Source organism: Actinomyces sp. oral taxon 448 str. F0400 (assembly GCF_000220835.1).
Lineage (GTDB): Bacteria > Actinomycetota > Actinomycetes > Actinomycetales > Actinomycetaceae > Actinomyces.
The window spans coordinates 1,189,595-1,206,375 of sequence record NZ_GL985606.1; the positions used below are offsets into that span (position 1 = coordinate 1,189,595).

Annotated in this window: 14 protein-coding genes and 1 pseudogene; 10 read left to right on the top strand and 5 right to left on the bottom strand. The window is 67.6% G+C overall.

Annotated elements, in window-relative coordinates; all coding sequences use genetic code 11:
* Positions 1-60: 60 nt before the first annotated feature.
* Together HMPREF9062_RS05065 and HMPREF9062_RS05070 are read right to left on the bottom strand one after the other, a co-directional pair.
* Positions 61-1,137: a transaldolase family protein gene (locus HMPREF9062_RS05065; RefSeq protein WP_009748978.1), complete on the bottom strand. Its 1,077-nt coding sequence runs from the start codon at positions 1,135-1,137 to the stop codon at positions 61-63.
* A 140-nt stretch (positions 1,138-1,277) separates the two neighbouring features.
* Positions 1,278-2,024 (bottom strand): GntR family transcriptional regulator, encoded by a 747-nt coding sequence (locus HMPREF9062_RS05070; protein WP_009748979.1) that lies wholly within the window; start codon positions 2,022-2,024, stop codon positions 1,278-1,280.
* 213 nt (positions 2,025-2,237) lie between these two features.
* Here HMPREF9062_RS05070 and iolC point away from each other — a divergent pair, with 213 nt between their 5' ends.
* From iolC to HMPREF9062_RS05110, 9 genes are all read left to right on the top strand, one after another.
* A complete protein-coding gene (iolC, locus tag HMPREF9062_RS05075; RefSeq protein ID WP_034254741.1) occupies positions 2,238-3,230 on the top strand; it encodes a 5-dehydro-2-deoxygluconokinase in 993 nt (330 codons plus the stop codon).
* A gap of 1 nt (position 3,231) precedes the next feature.
* Positions 3,232-4,110, top strand: coding sequence for a Cgl0159 family (beta/alpha)8-fold protein (locus HMPREF9062_RS05080; protein ID WP_009748981.1), 879 nt, complete (start codon positions 3,232-3,234; stop codon positions 4,108-4,110).
* Entirely contained in the window at positions 4,107-4,976 is an 870-nt protein-coding gene (gene iolB / locus HMPREF9062_RS05085; RefSeq protein WP_009748982.1) for a 5-deoxy-glucuronate isomerase, read from the top strand. Before HMPREF9062_RS05080 ends, iolB begins: the two co-directional genes overlap by 4 nt.
* Before the next feature lie 34 nt (positions 4,977-5,010).
* Complete coding sequence (iolD, locus tag HMPREF9062_RS05090) at positions 5,011-6,918, top strand: 3D-(3,5/4)-trihydroxycyclohexane-1,2-dione acylhydrolase (decyclizing) (RefSeq protein ID WP_009748983.1); 1,908 nt, start codon at positions 5,011-5,013, stop codon at positions 6,916-6,918.
* A 194-nt stretch (positions 6,919-7,112) separates the two neighbouring features.
* Positions 7,113-7,511 carry a sugar phosphate isomerase/epimerase family protein gene (locus HMPREF9062_RS13550; protein WP_009748984.1) on the top strand — a complete coding sequence of 133 codons (399 nt, stop codon included), beginning with the start codon at positions 7,113-7,115 and terminating at the stop codon, positions 7,509-7,511.
* A gap of 4 nt (positions 7,512-7,515) precedes the next feature.
* Positions 7,516-8,043, top strand: coding sequence for a sugar phosphate isomerase/epimerase family protein (locus HMPREF9062_RS13555; RefSeq protein WP_009748985.1), 528 nt, complete (start codon positions 7,516-7,518; stop codon positions 8,041-8,043).
* Positions 8,044-8,100: 57 nt separating this feature from the next.
* Positions 8,101-9,111, top strand: a complete 1,011-nt coding sequence (locus HMPREF9062_RS05100) for a Gfo/Idh/MocA family oxidoreductase (protein WP_009748986.1) — start codon at positions 8,101-8,103, stop codon at positions 9,109-9,111.
* A 146-nt stretch (positions 9,112-9,257) separates the two neighbouring features.
* Positions 9,258-10,130 carry a sugar phosphate isomerase/epimerase family protein gene (locus HMPREF9062_RS05105; RefSeq protein ID WP_009748987.1) on the top strand — a complete coding sequence of 291 codons (873 nt, stop codon included), beginning with the start codon at positions 9,258-9,260 and terminating at the stop codon, positions 10,128-10,130.
* A 49-nt stretch (positions 10,131-10,179) separates the two neighbouring features.
* Positions 10,180-11,760, top strand: a complete 1,581-nt coding sequence (locus HMPREF9062_RS05110) for a sugar porter family MFS transporter (RefSeq protein ID WP_034254742.1) — start codon at positions 10,180-10,182, stop codon at positions 11,758-11,760.
* Between the two features lie 448 nt (positions 11,761-12,208).
* On the opposite strand, the pseudogene HMPREF9062_RS12890 reads toward HMPREF9062_RS05110, so the two are convergent.
* A pseudogene (locus tag HMPREF9062_RS12890) lies at positions 12,209-12,400 on the bottom strand (hypothetical protein); the annotation flags it as partial.
* A 252-nt stretch (positions 12,401-12,652) separates the two neighbouring features.
* Here HMPREF9062_RS12890 and HMPREF9062_RS05115 point away from each other — a divergent pair.
* Positions 12,653-13,810, top strand: coding sequence for a zinc-binding dehydrogenase (locus HMPREF9062_RS05115; RefSeq protein WP_034253781.1), 1,158 nt, complete (start codon positions 12,653-12,655; stop codon positions 13,808-13,810).
* Positions 13,811-13,967: 157 nt separating this feature from the next.
* Here HMPREF9062_RS05115 and iolE read toward each other — a convergent pair whose 3' ends face one another.
* Together iolE and HMPREF9062_RS05125 are read right to left on the bottom strand one after the other, a co-directional pair.
* A complete protein-coding gene (iolE, locus tag HMPREF9062_RS05120) occupies positions 13,968-14,894 on the bottom strand; it encodes a myo-inosose-2 dehydratase (protein ID WP_009748992.1) in 927 nt (308 codons plus the stop codon).
* A 132-nt stretch (positions 14,895-15,026) separates the two neighbouring features.
* Positions 15,027-16,691 (bottom strand): MFS transporter, encoded by a 1,665-nt coding sequence (locus tag HMPREF9062_RS05125; RefSeq protein WP_009748993.1) that lies wholly within the window; start codon positions 16,689-16,691, stop codon positions 15,027-15,029.
* Positions 16,692-16,781 lie beyond the last annotated feature (90 nt).

The following is a 16,781-nucleotide window of genomic DNA, read 5'->3' on the forward strand; positions in this document are numbered from 1 at the left end:
CCGATGTCCCGGCCGAGGACTCGCCTCGACCGGGACATCAGGAGGGTCGGGGGCGTGGTCTTACGGCTGGGGCATGATCACGTCGCGGACGAGGGCATCGAGATCGGCGTCGGCCGCCAGGAAGCCGCGCAGGGTGCGCCGCGTGGCGCCGAAGGAGTCGAATTCCGCCGGTGTCATGCCGTCGGGCTCGTAGGCGCGCACGAACTCGGGGATGGAGCGCAGCGTCTCCATGATCTCGGAGGCCACGGGAACGTCGATTCGGGGCTCGACCGTATAGCCGGAGTTGTTGATGAGTTTCTGCCACGCAAAGGGCGGTGAGACGACGAGGTCTCCGCCGACCAGTTCGGACCAGTGCATGACATTGCGGAAGGCGGCCGACAGGACGCGTGCGCGCAGGCCGCGGTTCTGGAACTCCCGGTAGGCGCGCTTGAGGGCGGCCACACCCGCCCACTCCAGGTGGCCGGGGTCGAGGAAGAGGTTGTCGCGTCTGGCGACGATCTTGATCCAGTCGTCCAGGCGGCCGCCCATAAGGGTGACCACCGGACCCATGGTGGAGACGTCCTCGCCCGCGGCCTCGCGGCGCTTGAGGCCGCGTTCGATGGCCTCGCCGGCGGTGATGGCCTGAGGGACGGAGAAGGAGACCGTCACGTTGACCGATACGCCCCGGTAGGTGGCCTCCTCGATCGCCTCGATTCCCGTGGAGGTGGCGGGAATCTTGACGATGATGTTCTTCGCCAGCTTCGAGAACTCCTCGGCCTGGTCGGCCAGCGCCCCGGAGTCGCGGGCCAGGCGCGGATCTGTCTGGATGGACAGCCTCCCGTTGCGCCCGTGCTGCTCGTCGAAGATCGGCTCCAGGAGTCCCGCGGCCCTGATGCTCAGCTCGCGGACCACCTGCCAGCCGATCTCGGACTCGGTGGCCGCGGGCATCTCCTCGGCCAGCTCGGCGATTCTGGGCAGCCAGATGTCCTTGCGCTGGTTGATGCAGGTGTAGGCGATCGCCGGATTGCAGGTGGCGCCGACGCCGCCGAAGGAAATGGACTGGCGGAGCTCGTCGGGGTCCGCGGAGTCGTTCCACAGGGCGGTCGGCGTGGTGCGTGAGGCCGTGAGGAGAGGGCCTGGTGTGTATTCGATGCTCATCAGCGTGCTCCATGGGGATGTGCGGCCGCGGGAGGCGTCCTCGCCGAGTGCGGCCCGTTGGGCCCATTCAAGTGATGAGCGACGCGAATGTCAATATTTTGTCCATACAAATTCTGCTGGCCGTTCGGCGAGCAGCCGACCTACGCGTTGAAGAGCGTCGTCTCGAAGGAGTACCGGGAAGCGCGGTAGACGTGGGTGCCGTACTCGACGACGGCGCCCGAGGCGTCGTAGGCCGTGCGGGTGACCGTCAGCAGGGCGGCGCGGCGCTTCTCGCCCAGAACCTGGGCCTCCGCCGCCGTCGCATTGCGCGCGCCGATGGTCTGGGCGGCCGTCACCGGTACGACGCCGCGTACGCGCAGCAGGTCGTAGAGGCCCTCGTGCTCGAGATCGTTGTGCGTCGGGGCGATCGACGCGGGCAGGAGGTTCTCCATGAGGGCGATCGGCTCACCGTCGGCGTGGCGCACGCGTTTGATTTTCGTCACGTTCGTGCCGGGATCGACCTCGAGACGCGCCGCCTCCTCTTCATCCGCCGGGTGGGTGGAGTGCTCCAGGATCATTGTCGACACGACGTGGCCGCTCTTGGTCAGATCGGCCAGGAGACTGGACAGCTCCATCGGCCTGCGCACGTGTGGGGAGGTCACGACGGTCCCGGCCCCGCGACGGCGCGAGATGAGCCCGCGATCGACCAGGCGCTGGAGCGCCTGTCTGGCGGTCGGACGCGACACCTCCAGGCGCCGGGCCATGGAGACCTCGTCCTCGATCCGAGTGCCGGGCGCCAGAGTGCCGTCGAGGATGAGGGTGGCCAGCGCCTCGGCGATCTGGCTGTAGAGCGGGACGTCGCTCGTGCGGTCGACGGTGATCTTGGGGTGGAACGGTGTAGTGGACATGGAGTTTCTCTGGTGGCGACAAGGCGGCCTCATGATACATTGCACGGTCCAATCGGCCCGAGGCGATGCGCATGACCGCAGCGGGGAGTGTGAGCTGATGATTTGTTCGGACAAATCTCTTGACGGGATTGGGCTGGTGGTGCACGCTGTTGGCAGCGGCTCGGCCCGAGCTCGCGGCACACCCGCCCCGATGACGTGGAAGGGACCATCATCGTGACCTCATCCTTCCTGACTCCACCGCTCGACGTCCTGACCATCGGGCGCTGCGGCATCGACATCTACCCGCTCCAGACGGGGGTGGGGCTGGAGGACGTGGAGTCCTTCGGCAAGTTCCTCGGCGGCAGCCCGACGAACGTGGCCGTCGCGACGGCCAGGTATCGCCACCGCTCCGCCGTCGTCACCGGGGTGGGCGACGATCCCTTCGGCCGCTTTGTGCGGGCCGAGATGCGCCGCCTCGGCGTCCACGACGATTACGTCGTCACCAAGCCGGCCTTCAACACACCGGTCACCTTCTGCGAGATCTTCCCGCCCGACGACTTCCCCCTCTACTTCTACCGCGAGCCCTCGGCGCCCGATCTCGAGCTGACCGAGCAGGACATCCCCTCCGAGGCCGTGCGCGAGGCGCGCATCTTCTGGATCTCGGCCACGGGTCTGAGCAAGGAGCCCTCGCGCAGCGCCCATGCCGCGGCCCTGGACGCGCGCGAGCGCAGGCGGCACACCATTATCGATCTGGACTACCGCGCCATGTTCTGGCCCGACGAGGCCGCCGCCCACGAGGCCGTGGCCCGCGTTCTGCCCAAGACGACGGTCGCGATCGGCAACCGGGAGGAGTGCCGGATCGCGGTGGGGGAGAGCGAGCCCGAGCGCGCCGCGGACGCCCTGCTGGAGACGGGCGTCGAGCTCGCCATTGTCAAGCAGGGTCTGCGCGGAACCCTGGCCAAAACCCGCGACGAGCGCGTCGCAATGCCCGTGACCCCGGTGACGACCAAGAACGGCCTCGGTGCCGGGGACGCCTTCGGCGGCGCCGTCTGCCACGGCCTGCTGTCGGGGTGGTCGCTGGCCAAGACGATCTTCGCGGCCTCCACCGCCGGGGCGATCGTCTCCTCGCGCCTGGAATGCTCCACCGCGATGCCCGCCGAGCCCGAGCTCCTCGCTCTCATGCGCGCCCACCGCGACGACGTCGCCTCGGATCTGGAAGATCTGTGACATGGGCGCCACGCCTCTGACGGACGCCATTATCGAGACCCGCGTCCATCATCCCGAGCGCATCGCCCGGGCGCTCGCCGACCGGCCCCGCGGAATTGCGCCGGCCGGCGATGGGAAGCTCATGATCATCGCTTGCGATCATCCGGCTCGCGGCGCACTGGCCGCCGGCGGCGATCCGTTGGCGATGGCGTCGCGCGAGGAAGTGCTGGCGCGGTGCGTCACCGCCCTGGAGCGGCCGGGAGTCAACGGCTTCCTGGGCACTGCCGACCTCATCGAGGATCTGGCGCTGCTGGGGGCCCTGAACGGCAAACTCGTCTACGGCTCCATGAACCGCGGCGGCCTGGCGGGCGCGGCCTTCGAAATGGACGACCGCTTCACCGGCTACGACGCCCGCGGGGTCGTGGATGCCGGCCTCGACGGGGGGAAGATGCTCCTGCGCGTCGACTACGAGGACCCCAGAACGGTCGGCACTATCGCCTCCTGCGCCCACGCGATCGACGACCTCGCCGGGCGCCGAGTCATGGCCATGGTCGAGCCCTTCATCTCGAGGAGGGTCGGTGGGCGGATCGTCAACGACCTGTCCGCTGACGCCATCATCACCTCTATGGCCATTGCCTCCGGGCTGGGGCGCACGAGCGCCTACACCTGGCTTAAGCTGCCCGCCGTCGATGACGTCGAACGCGTCATGGCAGCCTCGACACTGCCGACGCTCATCCTCGGCGGAGCCGTCGCCGAGGATCCCGAGGCCGCCCGAGCCTCCTGGGCCAGGGCACTGGCCCTGCCCACCGTCAGGGGACTGGTCATCGGCCGTTCCCTTCTCTTCCCGCCCGACGACGACGTCGCCGGGGCCGTCGACAACACAGTAGGACTGCTCTCATGACACTTGACATCCACGTTCCCGCCGGTACTACCGGCCACGACCGCCTGAGCGTCGATATCTCCGCCGCCGACGCGGGCTGGGATTTCTCCGGTCTGCGCGTCGCGGTGCTCGCGGCGGGGGAGTCCGTGCGCCTGGAGACCGGTGGGACCGAGCTCCTCGTCCTGCCCCTGGCGGGCGGGTGCCGCATCGAGGCCGGTGACCGGTCCTACGACCTCGCGGGACGCGACAGCGTCTTCACCCAGATCACCGACTACCTGTACGTGCCTCGGAACACGGTATGCACCGTGACCTCCGAGGGCGGCGGCCGTTTCGCCCTTCCCTCCGCCGTCGCCGAACGGGACCTGCCGGTGCGCCGCTTCGGCCGCGAGCGGGTCGGAGTAACCATCCGCGGCGCCGGGGACTGCTCCCGACAGGTCAACAACTACGCTCTCAACAACGATGTGGAGACCTCCCACCTGCTTGTCACCGAGGTGCTGACCCCGGGGGGCAACTGGTCGTCCTACCCGGCTCATAAGCACGAGGAGTTCAGTGAGGTCGAGCGCGAGCTCGAGGAGATCTACTACTTCGAGATCGCCCCATCGCCCACCGGCGGACCTGGGTTCGGTCTTCATCGAACCTACGCCTCTGATCCAGAGCGGCCGATCGACCTGTGCGTCGAGGTCCACGACGGCGACGTCGCCCTCGTGCCCCACGGCTATCACGGCCCGTGCGTGGCCGCCCCCGGCTACGACATGTACTACCTCAACGTCATGGCCGGCCCTGAGGAGGACCTCGTGTGGCTGGCCCCCGACGACCCGGCCCATCACTGGATTCGCGGCACGTGGGAGGGCCAGAGGCCCGACCCCCGCCTTCCCATGGCCCACTGACCCCATCCGATCCCATCAGAGAAGAGCACGCACCGTGAGCAACGAAGCCTATGCGGGCACCATCCGTCTGACGGTCGCTCAGGCGACCATCCGCTTCCTGTCCAACCAGTACTCCGAGCGCGACGGCGTCGAGCACCGCCTCATCGAGGGCGCTTTCGGCATCTTCGGGCACGGCAACGTGGCCGGCATCGGTCAGGCTCTGCTGCAGAACGAGATCGCTCCCGTCGAGGGCGAGGGCGCGATGCCCTACATCATGCCCCGCAACGAGCAGGGCGCGGTCCACGCCGCCGCGGCCTTCGCCAGGGTGCGCAATCGCATGTCGACCTACATGGTGACCACTTCGATCGGTCCCGGTGCCCTCAACATGGTCACCGGCGCGGCCCTGGCCACCACCAACCGGGTCCCGGTCCTCCTGCTCCCCTCCGACCAGTTCGCCACCCGCGTCCCGGACCCGGTGCTCCAGCAGGTCGAGGACCCCACCACCCTCGACCTGACCGTCAACGACTGCTTCCGCCCCGTGGCGCGCTTCTTCGACCGGATCAACCGCCCTGAGCAGCTCATCCCCTCGCTTCTGAACGCCATGCGTGTGCTCACCGACCCCGCCGAGACCGGCGCCGTCGTCATCGCCATGCCCCAGGATGTCCAGGCCGAGGCTCATGACTGGCCGGTCGAGTTCTTCCGCAGACGCGTGTGGCACGTGCGCCGTCCGCTCCCCGAGCCCGCCGCCCTGGAGCGCGCCGTCGCCCTCATCAGGGCGGCCGAGCGCCCTATGATCATCTCCGGGGGCGGCACCATCTACTCCGAGGCCTGCGACCAGCTGCGCGCTCTCGCCACCGCCACCGGTATCCCGGTGGCCGACACCCAGGCTGGCAAGGGGGCCATCAACGACGATCATCCCTGCTCCATCGGGGCGGTGGGCTCCACCGGCGGGGATTCGGGCAACCACATCGCCGACAGGGCCGACCTGGTCATCGGCGTCGGCACCCGGTACTCGGATTTCACCACCGCCTCCAAGACCCAGTTCAAGAACCCGGATGTGCGCTTCGTCAACATCAACATCACGCCCTTCGACGCGGCCAAGGAGAGCGCGCAGATGGTCGTGGCCGACGCGCGCGAGGGCCTGACCGCTTTGAACGCGGCCCTGGACGGATACCGCGTCAGCGACGACTACTCCCGCGAGATCGCGGCCGAGCGCGAATCCTGGTTCGCGACCACCGACCACTGCTACCACCTGGGGCACGGTCCGCTGCCGGCCCAGACGGAGGTCTTCGGCGCGCTCAACGAACTCATGGGTGCGGACGACATTGTCATCAACGCCGCCGGCTCCATGCCCGGAGACCTGCAGGCGCTGTGGCGGGCCAGAACCCCCGTCCAGTACCACGTGGAGTACGCCTTCTCCTGCATGGGCTACGAGATCCCCGCCGGCCTGGGCTGCAAGCTCGCCCGACCGGAGTCCGAGGTCGTATCCATCGTCGGGGACGGGACCTACCAGATGCTGCCCATGGAGCTGGCCACGGTCGTCCAGGAGAACATCAAGGTCATCTACGTACTCCTGCAGAACTACGGCTTCTGCTCCATCGGAGCGCTCTCGGAGTCTCACGGTTCCCAGCGCTTCGGCACCACGTACCGTCAGCGCGGCATCGGCTCCCACCTGGAGGACACCGAGCCGGTCAGGGGCGTTGACATCGCCGCCAACGCCGAGTCCTGGGGGCTCACGGTCTACCGGGTCTCCAGCATCGAGGAGTTCAGGCAGGCCTACGCCCGGGCGCATGCCGGTGATGAGGCCGCGATGATCCACATCGAGACCGACTTGTACGGTCCCAACCCGCCGTCTTCCTCCTGGTGGGACGTGGCGGTCTCAGAAGTCTCCCGTCTGGAGTCGACGCAGGAGGCCTACGAGCGCTATCTCCAGGAGCGTCGACCGCAGCGCCACTACCTGTGAACGTCCGCGGGCCCGACGGCGGTGGACCGCGCGCGGTCCACCGCCGTCGGGCCCGCTGGGCTCACCCGGCACCGAGGCGACTGAAGATCAGATGAATTTGTCCATACAAAGATCTGGTGCGTTGAGGATATGTTCGTTATTCTGGAGCCACGTCCGAAACGATTCGGATGGGCAACCGATGAGGAGCGACAACGATGTCCAAGGCCGTCAACGCATCCGATCCGAAGTACTCCAAACTGACCATCGGCGTGTGCCCCGACCAGTGGGGCGTCTGGTTCCCCGACGATTCCAAGCAGATGGAGCCCCGCCGGGCATGGCGGGAGATGGCCGAGGCCGGCTTCGAGGTCATCGAGACCGGCCCTTACGGCTACTTCCCGACCGACCCCGAAGAGCTCCAGAAGTGGTGCGACGAGTACGGAGTGCGCGTCGTCGCAGGCACCGGCTGGGGCGTCCTCCACAAGCAGGAGGCCTGGGAGACGACACTCGAGTCCTTCCGCGCCATCGCCGAGACCCATGCCGCCGTCGGCGCCGAGTACATCGTCCACCTGCCCCCCGCTCTACCGCGACGACAAGACCTGGGAGTGGACCGATGACCGCGTGCTGAGCGACGACGCCTGGAAGCTCTACGTCGAGCACGCCAACGTCCTGGGGCGGATACTCCTGGATGAGTACGGGCTCAAGATGGTCCTCCACCCGCACGGCGACTCCCACATCGAGACGCCGGAGGAGATCGCCCGCATTTTCGACGCCACCGACCCGACGTACGTCAACCTCTGCCTCGACTCCGGGCACGTCGTCTACGGCGGCGGCGACCCCGTCGAGCTGTGCAGGAAGTACCCCGAGCGCATCACCTACGTCCACATTAAGGCCTTCGACGAGGCGATCACCCGCCAGGCCCATGAGAAGGATTGGCCCTTCGGCGAGGCGGTGACCAAGGGCGCCTCGGTCTGCCCGCCGGCCGGCCTGCCGGAGATGCACGCCTTCGTCGACGCCCTGGCCGAACTCGACAAGCCCATCTACGCCATCTGCGAGCAGGACTGCTATCCCTGCGACCCGTCCTTCCCCAAGCCCAATGCCATCAACATGCGCACCTATCTCGCCGAATGCGGCCTGGGCCTGGCCTGATCTGTACTCCACCCCATCGTTCAGCTATTCGTTCAGTCACTCAAGGAGGAGAGACACATGAGTGTTCGCATAGGACTCGTCGGCGCCGGCGGCATGGGCCGCGCCCACCTCGCCCGTATCACGGGCGAGGTGTCGGGCGGCGAGGTCGTTGCCGTCGCCGACATCGACCACGCCGCCGCCGTTTCGGCCGCTGAGCCGTACGGGGCCAAGGTCTACGACACTTCCGACGAGCTCGTGAACGATCCCGACGTCGACGCCGTGATCATCGCGACCTTCGGCAGGGTCCACGCCCCCGACGTCATCAAGGCCATCGAGGCCGGTACGTACGTCCTGTGCGAGAAGCCCCTGGCCACCACGGCCGAGGACTGCATCGCGATCATGGACGCCGAGCGCAGGGCCGGCAAGAAGCTGGTCACCGTCGGCTTCATGCGCCGCTTCGACCCCGCGTACAACGACATGAAGGCGATCTACGACGCCGGCGAGCACGGTCAGGCCCTGCTCGTTCACAACCGCCACCGCAACCCCTCGGTGCCGGAGAGCTACACCTCGCGCATGGCCATCGACGACACGGCCATCCACGAGTTCGACACCATGCGCTGGCTGCTCGGCGAGGAGATCGTCAAGGTCCGGGTCGACCGTCCGAAGTCGACGACGCATCGCTTCGGCCACCTCATCGACCCGATCGTCGTCGTGGCCTACACCGAGTCGGGCGTGCGCATCGATGACGAGGTCAACGTCAACCTCCAGTGGGCCTACTCCATCGAGTGCGAGCTCGTACTGGAGACGGCGGCAGTGCGCCTGGGCGACCAGGAGAGGATCCACATCCGGGACCGGTACGGTGACCGCAACGCCATGTGCCGGTCGCACATCGACCGCTTCCAGACGGCCTTCAACCGCGAGGTCCAGGAGTGGATCAATGCTGTTGCCCGCGACGAGCACACCGGCTCGACCTGCTGGGACGGCTACGCGGCCACGGCCGTTGTCGACGCGGCGGTGAAGTCTCACGAGGACGGCTCCTCGCCGATGATCGATGTCGCACTCATCGACAAGCCGGCCTTCTACGCCTGAAGGAGAGTCGACATCGCCGTCGCGCCCCACTGAGCAGCTGGCGCGAGGGCCTCGGGCCCACGGGGCCCGATCGGGGCGGCGCGCCCCGGCCTGCTCGCGGACGAAATCCCGCCGACGCCGACGTCGGCGTTCTGAGAGGAGACCCCATGGTCGACATCGCCCTCGACCCCAACATGTACTACATGACCATGTCGACGGCCGACACCCTGCGCAAAGCCGCGGAGCTCGGCTTCCGCTACGTGGAGCTGTCACCCAATAACGAGTTCCACTTGTGGCACCATTACCCCAAGGCGGATCGCGCCTTCATCGAAGAGCTCAAGGGGGCGGAGCGCGATACGGGGGTGAAGATCCGCACCCTCAACCCCGTGTTCAATTGGTCCTCGCCGGACGAGGCCGAGCGAGCGGCCCAAGTGCGCAACTGGCGGCGCCTGCTCCAGCTCGCCGACGCCCTCGACGTGCGCGACATCGTCTCGGAGTTCTCCGGGGACCGCAACCGCCCCGACCGCTGCGAGCAGCAGTGGTACCGGTCGATCGAGGAGCTGACCCCGGACTTTGAGAGGTACGGGATCCGCCTGGCGATGGAGGCTCATCCGTACGATTACGTCGAGCTGCACGATCGCGCGCTGGAACTCGTGCGCTCGGTGGACGAGGAGTGGGTGGGGTACGAGTACTGCTGTCCGCACACTTTCCACCTCTCCGATGGCGCGGGCGACGCCGGACGCATGATTCGCAGCGCCGCGGCGGTCGGCAAGCTCCGCGAGGTGCATGTCTCCGACACCTTCAACCACCGGGCCAATGACGGCAACCGGTACATCGTCAACCCGCCCGGCGCCGACGTGACTGTTCACCAGCACAATGCCATCGGACAGGGCGAGGTCCCCTGGGACGAGGTCTTCTCGACCCTGCGGGACGTCGACTTCGACGGAGTGGCGTCCGTGTGCGTCTTCGGGTGGCACGAGTACGCCGACGATTACAACAAGGCCGCCCTTGAGCGGCTCACCGCCGAGTTCGGCGCCTGAATCCGACATGCCCCGCCGACGGCGGCGGGCACCTTGAGGAGGAATGTCCATGTCCACATCCCCCGTCGCGGCGATCGACTACAGCCGCGACAAGATCCAGGAGCTGGTCGACACCACTCCGCCATCGGGCAGGAGGCGCTCACTGGGTCTCATCGCCCTGGTCGCCACGCTCGGCTCCCTGCTCTTCGGCTACGACACCGGAGTCATCTCCGGCGCCCTGCCCTACATGCACCTGCCCCGTGCCGCGGGCGGCCTCGCCTTGACGACCTGGGAGGAGGGCCTGGTCGGAACCTTTCTGTGCGTGGGCGCCGCGATCGGCGCCTCCTCGGGCGGCAAGCTCTCCGACAGGTACGGGCGCCGGCACAACATCACCATGCTGGCGATGGTCTTCTTCTTCGGCGCGCTCGGCTGCACCTTCTCCCCGAACATCTGGGTCCTCTATTTCTTCCGGATCGTTCTCGGCTTCGCCGTCGGCGGTGCCAGTGCCACCGTCCCGGTGTTCCTGGGCGAAACCGCCCCCAAGCGCATCAGGGGCACGCTGGTCGCGGTCGACCAGATGATGATCGTCTTCGGCCAGTTCCTCGCCTACTCGATGAACGCCGCCCTCGCTCAGCACCACGGCGGTCCCGCCGTCAGGGTCGCCGGTGGCGAGGAGCAGCAGTGGGACGTGGTCAGGAACGTCATCGATCTGTCGACCGTCACCGGCGGCAACGGCATGACGTGGCGCTACATGCTGGTTCTGGCGTCGCTGCCCGCCATCGCCCTGTGGATCGGAATCCGGCTCATGCCCGAGTCCTCCCGCTGGTACGTGGCCAACCTTCGGATTCCCGAGGCCATCGGGTCCCTCAAACGGGTGCGCGATGAGGCCAAGGACGGCTCCATCGCCGACGAGGTCGATGAGATGCTGGAGATCCAGCGCAAGGAGGCCAATCAGGAGGAATGGGAGCTATCCCAGATCTGGGGCACCAGGTGGACTCGTCGTCTGCTCATCATCGGCGTCATCCTGGGGCTGGCCGATCAGTTCACCGGCATCAACACGGCCATGTACTACACGCCCAAGGTCCTGGCGGCCGCGGGCCTGCCCATGAGCGATGCGATCTCGCTCAACGTCGTCTCCGGAGGCGTGTCCTTCATCGGATCGGCGGTGGGCCTGTGGCTGGTCACCCGGTTCGCCCGCCGTCACGTGGGCATCTACCAGGAGTCCTCGATCGTGATCTCCCTGGGGCTGCTGGCCGCCGTGTTCTTCTTCCTCATCCAGCCCCACCAGGACGCGGACGGCAATATCTCGGGGGCGCCGGCCTTCGCGCCCTTCCTCGTGCTGATCATCGTGAGTCTGTTCGTCTTCGCCAAGCAGTCGGGCACGGTCACCTGGGTGCTCGTCGCCGAGATCTTCCCCGCCAAGATCCGCGGGACGGCCATGGGTCTGGCGGTTGGAGCCCTGTGGGTCGCCAACGCCATCGTCGCCTGGGTCTTCCCGATCATGATGGAGAGGCTGGGAGGGTCGCTGACCTACCTCATCTTCTGCCTGGTCAACGTCGGTTCGCTCATCTTCTACATGCGGTGGGTGCCCGAGACGAAGTACGACTCGCTCGAAGCCCTCGAGGAACGCTTCGAGAAGGAGTACTCTTAATCACTGAGCGGTCAGATATCGCTCGAAGGAGCCGGATCGTTGCCCACGACCTGACCTACGGTCCGGCCAGGTGTCCCACGACTGCGGTCGTGGGACATCTGTTTATGGGGCGGGCGCCAGAACCGGTGAGAACCCGGTCCACCGTCGCGGGGAACCGTCCGCATCGCGTCCGCGCCGCGGTCGTGCCGGCCGGGCGGGACTTCTGGTGAGGAGGCTGCTCGTGACAACCGGCTCGTGCGCGGGAGGGCGCGAGGCGGCGACGCCGGCGGAGCAGTCCATGTTGGCGAACCAGCTCGTGCGCGGGAGGGCGCGAGTCGGGGGTCGTGCGCAGATGGGGACCTCCTTGTCGAGCTCGGTCGGCTGATCGTCGGTGAGCCACAGGGGGACCGGAACGAGCCCGAGGCCCCGGCCGCCTCGGCAACGTCGGACTGCGTGACGTTGCGAGCGGTCATCGGCACGGCGTTCTCCTCTCCCGTCCTCGGGCGAGAGCCCCATGGACTCTATCTGATACTCCTCCGTGCGAGGACTTCATGAAGAAGATGAGGGCGAGCGTCAGGATGTTGTGACGGCGGCCGTATTGATCAGACAGCTGGCCTCCGAAGGAGGCGCCGCAGGTGTATCCCAGAAGGAGGACGCTGACGACCGGGCCTTCCTCGAGCGGGTTGAGGTGAAGGTCGCATCGAGAATTTGTCTTGACGAATCCGAAGGGTGCGGGCCCTGCGTTCCAGTACTCCGGGTGCCGGTCGAGATGGAGGGCCGACGTCCGCGCGGGTGTCGGATGAACGTGTACATGAGGTCAATTTGATAGGACAAAGACCGTGTCATGCGCTACCCTGGTCACACCGGAGGCCCGTGCCCGCCGCCGGAAACCCTTTCAGAGAGCGACAGCGACATGACCAGCAACGAAGCAGTCCAATCCAGTCCGACGATTCCGGAGACCATGCGCGCCGCCGTGCTGCGCGATCACGATGAGGGCCTGCGGGTGGAGACCATCCGCACGCCCCGCCCCAAGGCCGGGGAGGTGCTCATCAAGGTCGCGGCCTGCGGCCTGTGCCACTCCGACCTCCACGTCATCGGCGGAGCGATCGCCTTCCCCCTGCCCGCCGTGCTGGGCCACGAGGTGACCGGCACCATCGTCGAGGTCGGCCCCGGTAACGAGCACACCGGGCTGAAGACGGGCCAGAACGTCGCCGGAGGCTTCCTCATGCCCTGCGGCCAGTGCGATGCCTGTGCGAGCGGGTACGACGAGCTGTGCGGGCCCTTCTTCGATCTCAACCGGCTCAAGGGCCTTCTCTACGACGGCACCACTCGCCTGGCCACTCTCGAGGGCGACCCGATCTCCATGTACTCCATGGGTGGCCTGGCCGAATACGCCGTCGTCCCCTCCACCTCCGTGACCCCCGTCCCCGAACGGATCGACCTCGTGCCCGCGGCCATCCTGGGCTGCGCGGCCATGACCGGCTACGGCGCCGTGCGCCGCGGCGCCGACCTCCGCTTCGGGGAGACGGTCGCCGTCATCGCCACCGGCGGCGTGGGCACCAACATCGTTCAGATCGCCCGCGCTTTCGGCGCCGCCCAGGTCATCGCCATCGACGTCTCGGACGACAAGCTCGCCCCCATGCCCGGCTACGGCGCCACCGCCGTCGTCAACTCCGTGACCCATGACGCCCGTGAGGAGGTCCTGAGGCTGACCGGGGGCACGGGCGTCGACGTCGCCTTCGAGGCTCTCGGCATCCCGGCGACCTGGAAGACCGCCCTCGACGTTCTGGCCGATGGCGGCCGCATGGTGCCGATCGGTCTGGGGGCGGGCGTCCAGACGGCCGAGGTTGAGATCAACCGCACGGTGCGCCGCTCGCAGTCGATCCTTGGCTCCTACGGGGCGCGCACCCGTCAGGACCTGCCGGCCGTCGTCGATCTGGCGGCGCGCGGGGTCATCAACTACAAGGACGTCGTCTCCCGGCGCTTCCCGCTGAGCGAGGCGGGCGCCGGCTACGAGGCGCTGCGCAACCATCGGATCCAGGGGCGGGCTGTGGTCGACATGAGCCTGTGACGCGCGGGTCGGCCGGCGTGCCCGTCAGATCGGCCGCCGGGTGATGCGCGTCCGGTGCCGCGGCTCGCCCGGGGACAGCATCGCCCGGGGGAGTCGTTCGTCGGTCCGGGCCGGTCCGGGGTCGAATCCGGCGGGAGCGCGGTCGGCCTCGGCGGGGTCAGGGCTTCAGGAGGGCGCCCTCGATGTAGGCGCGGGCTCTGGTGGCGTACTCGTGCGGGTTGGCGAGAGCCGGATCCTGCTCGGCCTCGACGAGGATCCAGTCCCTGTACCCGTGGTTGACGAGGAACTGGTAGGGCTCGGTGAAGTCGATCATGCCGTCGCCCGGGACGGTGAACATGCCGGCCAGGAAGGAGTCGAGGAAGGAGCGCTCCGCCTCGCGCGACTCCTTCATCTTGTCCGGGCGCACATCCTTGAAGTGGACGTGCTTGACGCGGTCGATCGTCGCCTCCAGCATTCCCATGACGTCGCCATCGCCCACGAGGGCGTGGCCGGTGTCGAACAGGAGGGAGGTCCTGGCCGGGTCGGTCATCTCCATGAGGCGGATCGTCTCCTCCTTGGTCTGAACGACGGTGCCCAGGTGGTGGTGGTAGACGAGCTCCAGCCCGTGGTCCTGGGCGATCTCGCCCAGGCGGTTCAGGCCCTCGGCTAGGACCGTCCACTCCTCGTCGGCCAGGACCGGCTTGTTGGTGAAGATGCACACGTCGCGGATGCCCTGGACGCTTCCGGTCTGCTCGGAGACGACGATCCGGGTGGCGCCCAGGTACTCCAGGTACTCGCAGGCGGCGGTGAAATCGGGCACGACGGCGTCGACGCCCTCACGCACGATGAAGGCGGAGTACCACTGGGCGACGATCGCGATGCCGCGGGCCTCGGCACGCTCCTTGACAACCTCCTTGGGCGGGAAGAAGCCGGCGCACTCGGTGCCGCGGTAGCCGACGTCGGCCAGATCCAGGAGCATGTCCTCCAGAGTGTTGAAGGCGCCGACCTCGGGGATGTCGTCGTTGCGCCAGGTGATGGGGTGCATGCCCCAGGCGATGCCGTTCGGGTCGTTGATGGCGGTTGCGGGGTCGAGTCGGAATGTCATGATCTTTCTCCTGTGAAATCACGGGGCGACGGCGCTGTCGACCGCTGTGGACGGTGATCGCGCTGCGTCGGACGCTGCGGTGGATGACCGTCGTGATCAATCATAATTGTCAGGACTAATACGGGTCCAGTCTCAGGAGTAGCGTCTTTCCATGTCGCGCTCGATCTGCTCCAGGGAGTGCCCGGAGGTCTCGGGCATGACCTTCAGCAGGACCAGGGCGATGACGATGTTGAGCACGCCGTAGACGGCGTAGGTCGCCCCACCGCCGAGGGACTCCATCATGCGCGGGAAGGTCCAGGTGATGGCCGCATTGGCCACCCACATGCAGAAGATGGCGGTGCCGTTCATGACGCCGCGGACATTGGCGGGGAAGATCTCGCCCATCATCGTCCACACCACGGTCCCGTTGGAGGACTGGACGATGAGCATGAAGACGGCCATGAGGCCCAGGATGAGGAACGCCGCCCACGCCGGCGGGGTGGTCCCGGCGGACATATGCCCAGCGATGGCCAGCTGGAAGGTCGCGGCGATGCCGAGCAGGCACACGCCCACCCCCGTAACGTCCGCGATCAGGATCTGGCGGCGGCGGAAACGCATGATGAGCCAAATGCCGATGGCCGACCCGATGACGCTCATGACGCCGTTGGCCACCTGCGCGGTGATCGAGGCGGAGGTCGACATGCCCGCGTACTCCAGGACCTTGGGCGCGTAGTACATGACGGTGTTCACCCCCGTCGTCTGGTTAACGATGGCCAGGAAGACGCCGACGAGCAGGAGTTTGCGCAGCCACGGCGTGCGCCACACGTACCCCAGGCCTTGGCGTCGAGCCTCCTCGGCGAGCTCGTGCTGACGGGCTTCGACCATCTCGAGCATCTCGTCGACCAGGGGGCCGTCCTCGGCCTCCTCGCGCACGCGCTTGAGAGCGCCGATGGCGTCGTGCAGCCGCTCCTTGGCCACGTACCAGCGGGAGGACTCGGGCATGAGCCGGATGCCGATCCACAGGGCGATGGCGGGGATCGAGCAGATGACGAGCATGTAGCGCCAGGCCTCGCCGTTACCGGAGACGATGGTGAGCTGGTCGAGGAAGTCGTGGAACTGGGCCGCGCTCATGGTGCCGCCCTTGGAGGTCTGCAGGGCGGTGAGGGCGTCGTAGGAGTAGGAGCCCGGGGCGACATGACCCGACGGGTCGGCCTCGATGGTGATCCGGGGGCCGCCCTTGGCCGTGTTGATCATGGCGTTCATGGTGAAGGCGAGCAGTTGACCGGTGACGATCATGAGCTGGTCGATGGCCACGATCGATCCGCGGATGCGCTTGGGGGCGGTCTCGGCGAGGTAGACGGGGACGGTGGCGCTGGCGCCGCCGACGGCGAAGCCGAGGATGACGCGGAAGGGGTACATCACCCACACGGTCGGGGAGAATGTGGTGCCCAGGGCGCCGATGAGGAAGAGGAGCGCCAGCATGGTGATGTTGTGACGGCGCCCGTAGCGGTCGGATAGGCGTCCGCCGATGAGGGCGCCCAGCGCCGCGCCGACCAGGAGAGTCCCGCCGATGGCGCCCTCCTCGAAGCTCGTCAGCTGCAGTCCGTTCGCGTCGAAGGGCATGTACATGTAGGGCAGGGCGCCGGAGATGACGCCGGTGTCGTAGCCGAACAGCAGCGAGCCGAGCGTCGCGACGCCCGCGATGGCGAGAATCCCGCGATGGCGTCCCGATGGCGGGGTGGCCTCGACCGCTTTCCGCATTGCTGCGGGGGTGATCTCCTTCAGGGGGACCTCCTGCGCGGTTGCTCTCCTCGTCATGGCAGCGGCTCCTCGGATCGGGGTCAAGTGGGTGCGGCGGGCCGGTTGAGGCCGTCAGGTCATAGTGGATCATCGGGCGCTCGGTGGCGC

Coding starts and splice junctions, on each gene's coding strand:
- HMPREF9062_RS05065 (WP_009748978.1), bottom strand. CDS start 1,137: ATGAGCATCGAATACACACCAGGCCCTCTCCTCACGGCCTCACGCACC.
- HMPREF9062_RS05070 (WP_009748979.1), bottom strand. CDS start 2,024: ATGTCCACTACACCGTTCCACCCCAAGATCACCGTCGACCGCACGAGC.
- HMPREF9062_RS05080 (WP_009748981.1), top strand. CDS start 3,232: ATGGGCGCCACGCCTCTGACGGACGCCATTATCGAGACCCGCGTCCAT.
- iolB (WP_009748982.1), top strand. CDS start 4,107: ATGACACTTGACATCCACGTTCCCGCCGGTACTACCGGCCACGACCGC.
- HMPREF9062_RS13550 (WP_009748984.1), top strand. CDS start 7,113: ATGTCCAAGGCCGTCAACGCATCCGATCCGAAGTACTCCAAACTGACC.
- HMPREF9062_RS05100 (WP_009748986.1), top strand. CDS start 8,101: ATGAGTGTTCGCATAGGACTCGTCGGCGCCGGCGGCATGGGCCGCGCC.
- HMPREF9062_RS05105 (WP_009748987.1), top strand. CDS start 9,258: ATGGTCGACATCGCCCTCGACCCCAACATGTACTACATGACCATGTCG.
- HMPREF9062_RS05110 (WP_034254742.1), top strand. CDS start 10,180: ATGTCCACATCCCCCGTCGCGGCGATCGACTACAGCCGCGACAAGATC.
- HMPREF9062_RS05115 (WP_034253781.1), top strand. CDS start 12,653: ATGACCAGCAACGAAGCAGTCCAATCCAGTCCGACGATTCCGGAGACC.
- iolE (WP_009748992.1), bottom strand. CDS start 14,894: ATGACATTCCGACTCGACCCCGCAACCGCCATCAACGACCCGAACGGC.
- HMPREF9062_RS05125 (WP_009748993.1), bottom strand. CDS start 16,691: ATGACGAGGAGAGCAACCGCGCAGGAGGTCCCCCTGAAGGAGATCACC.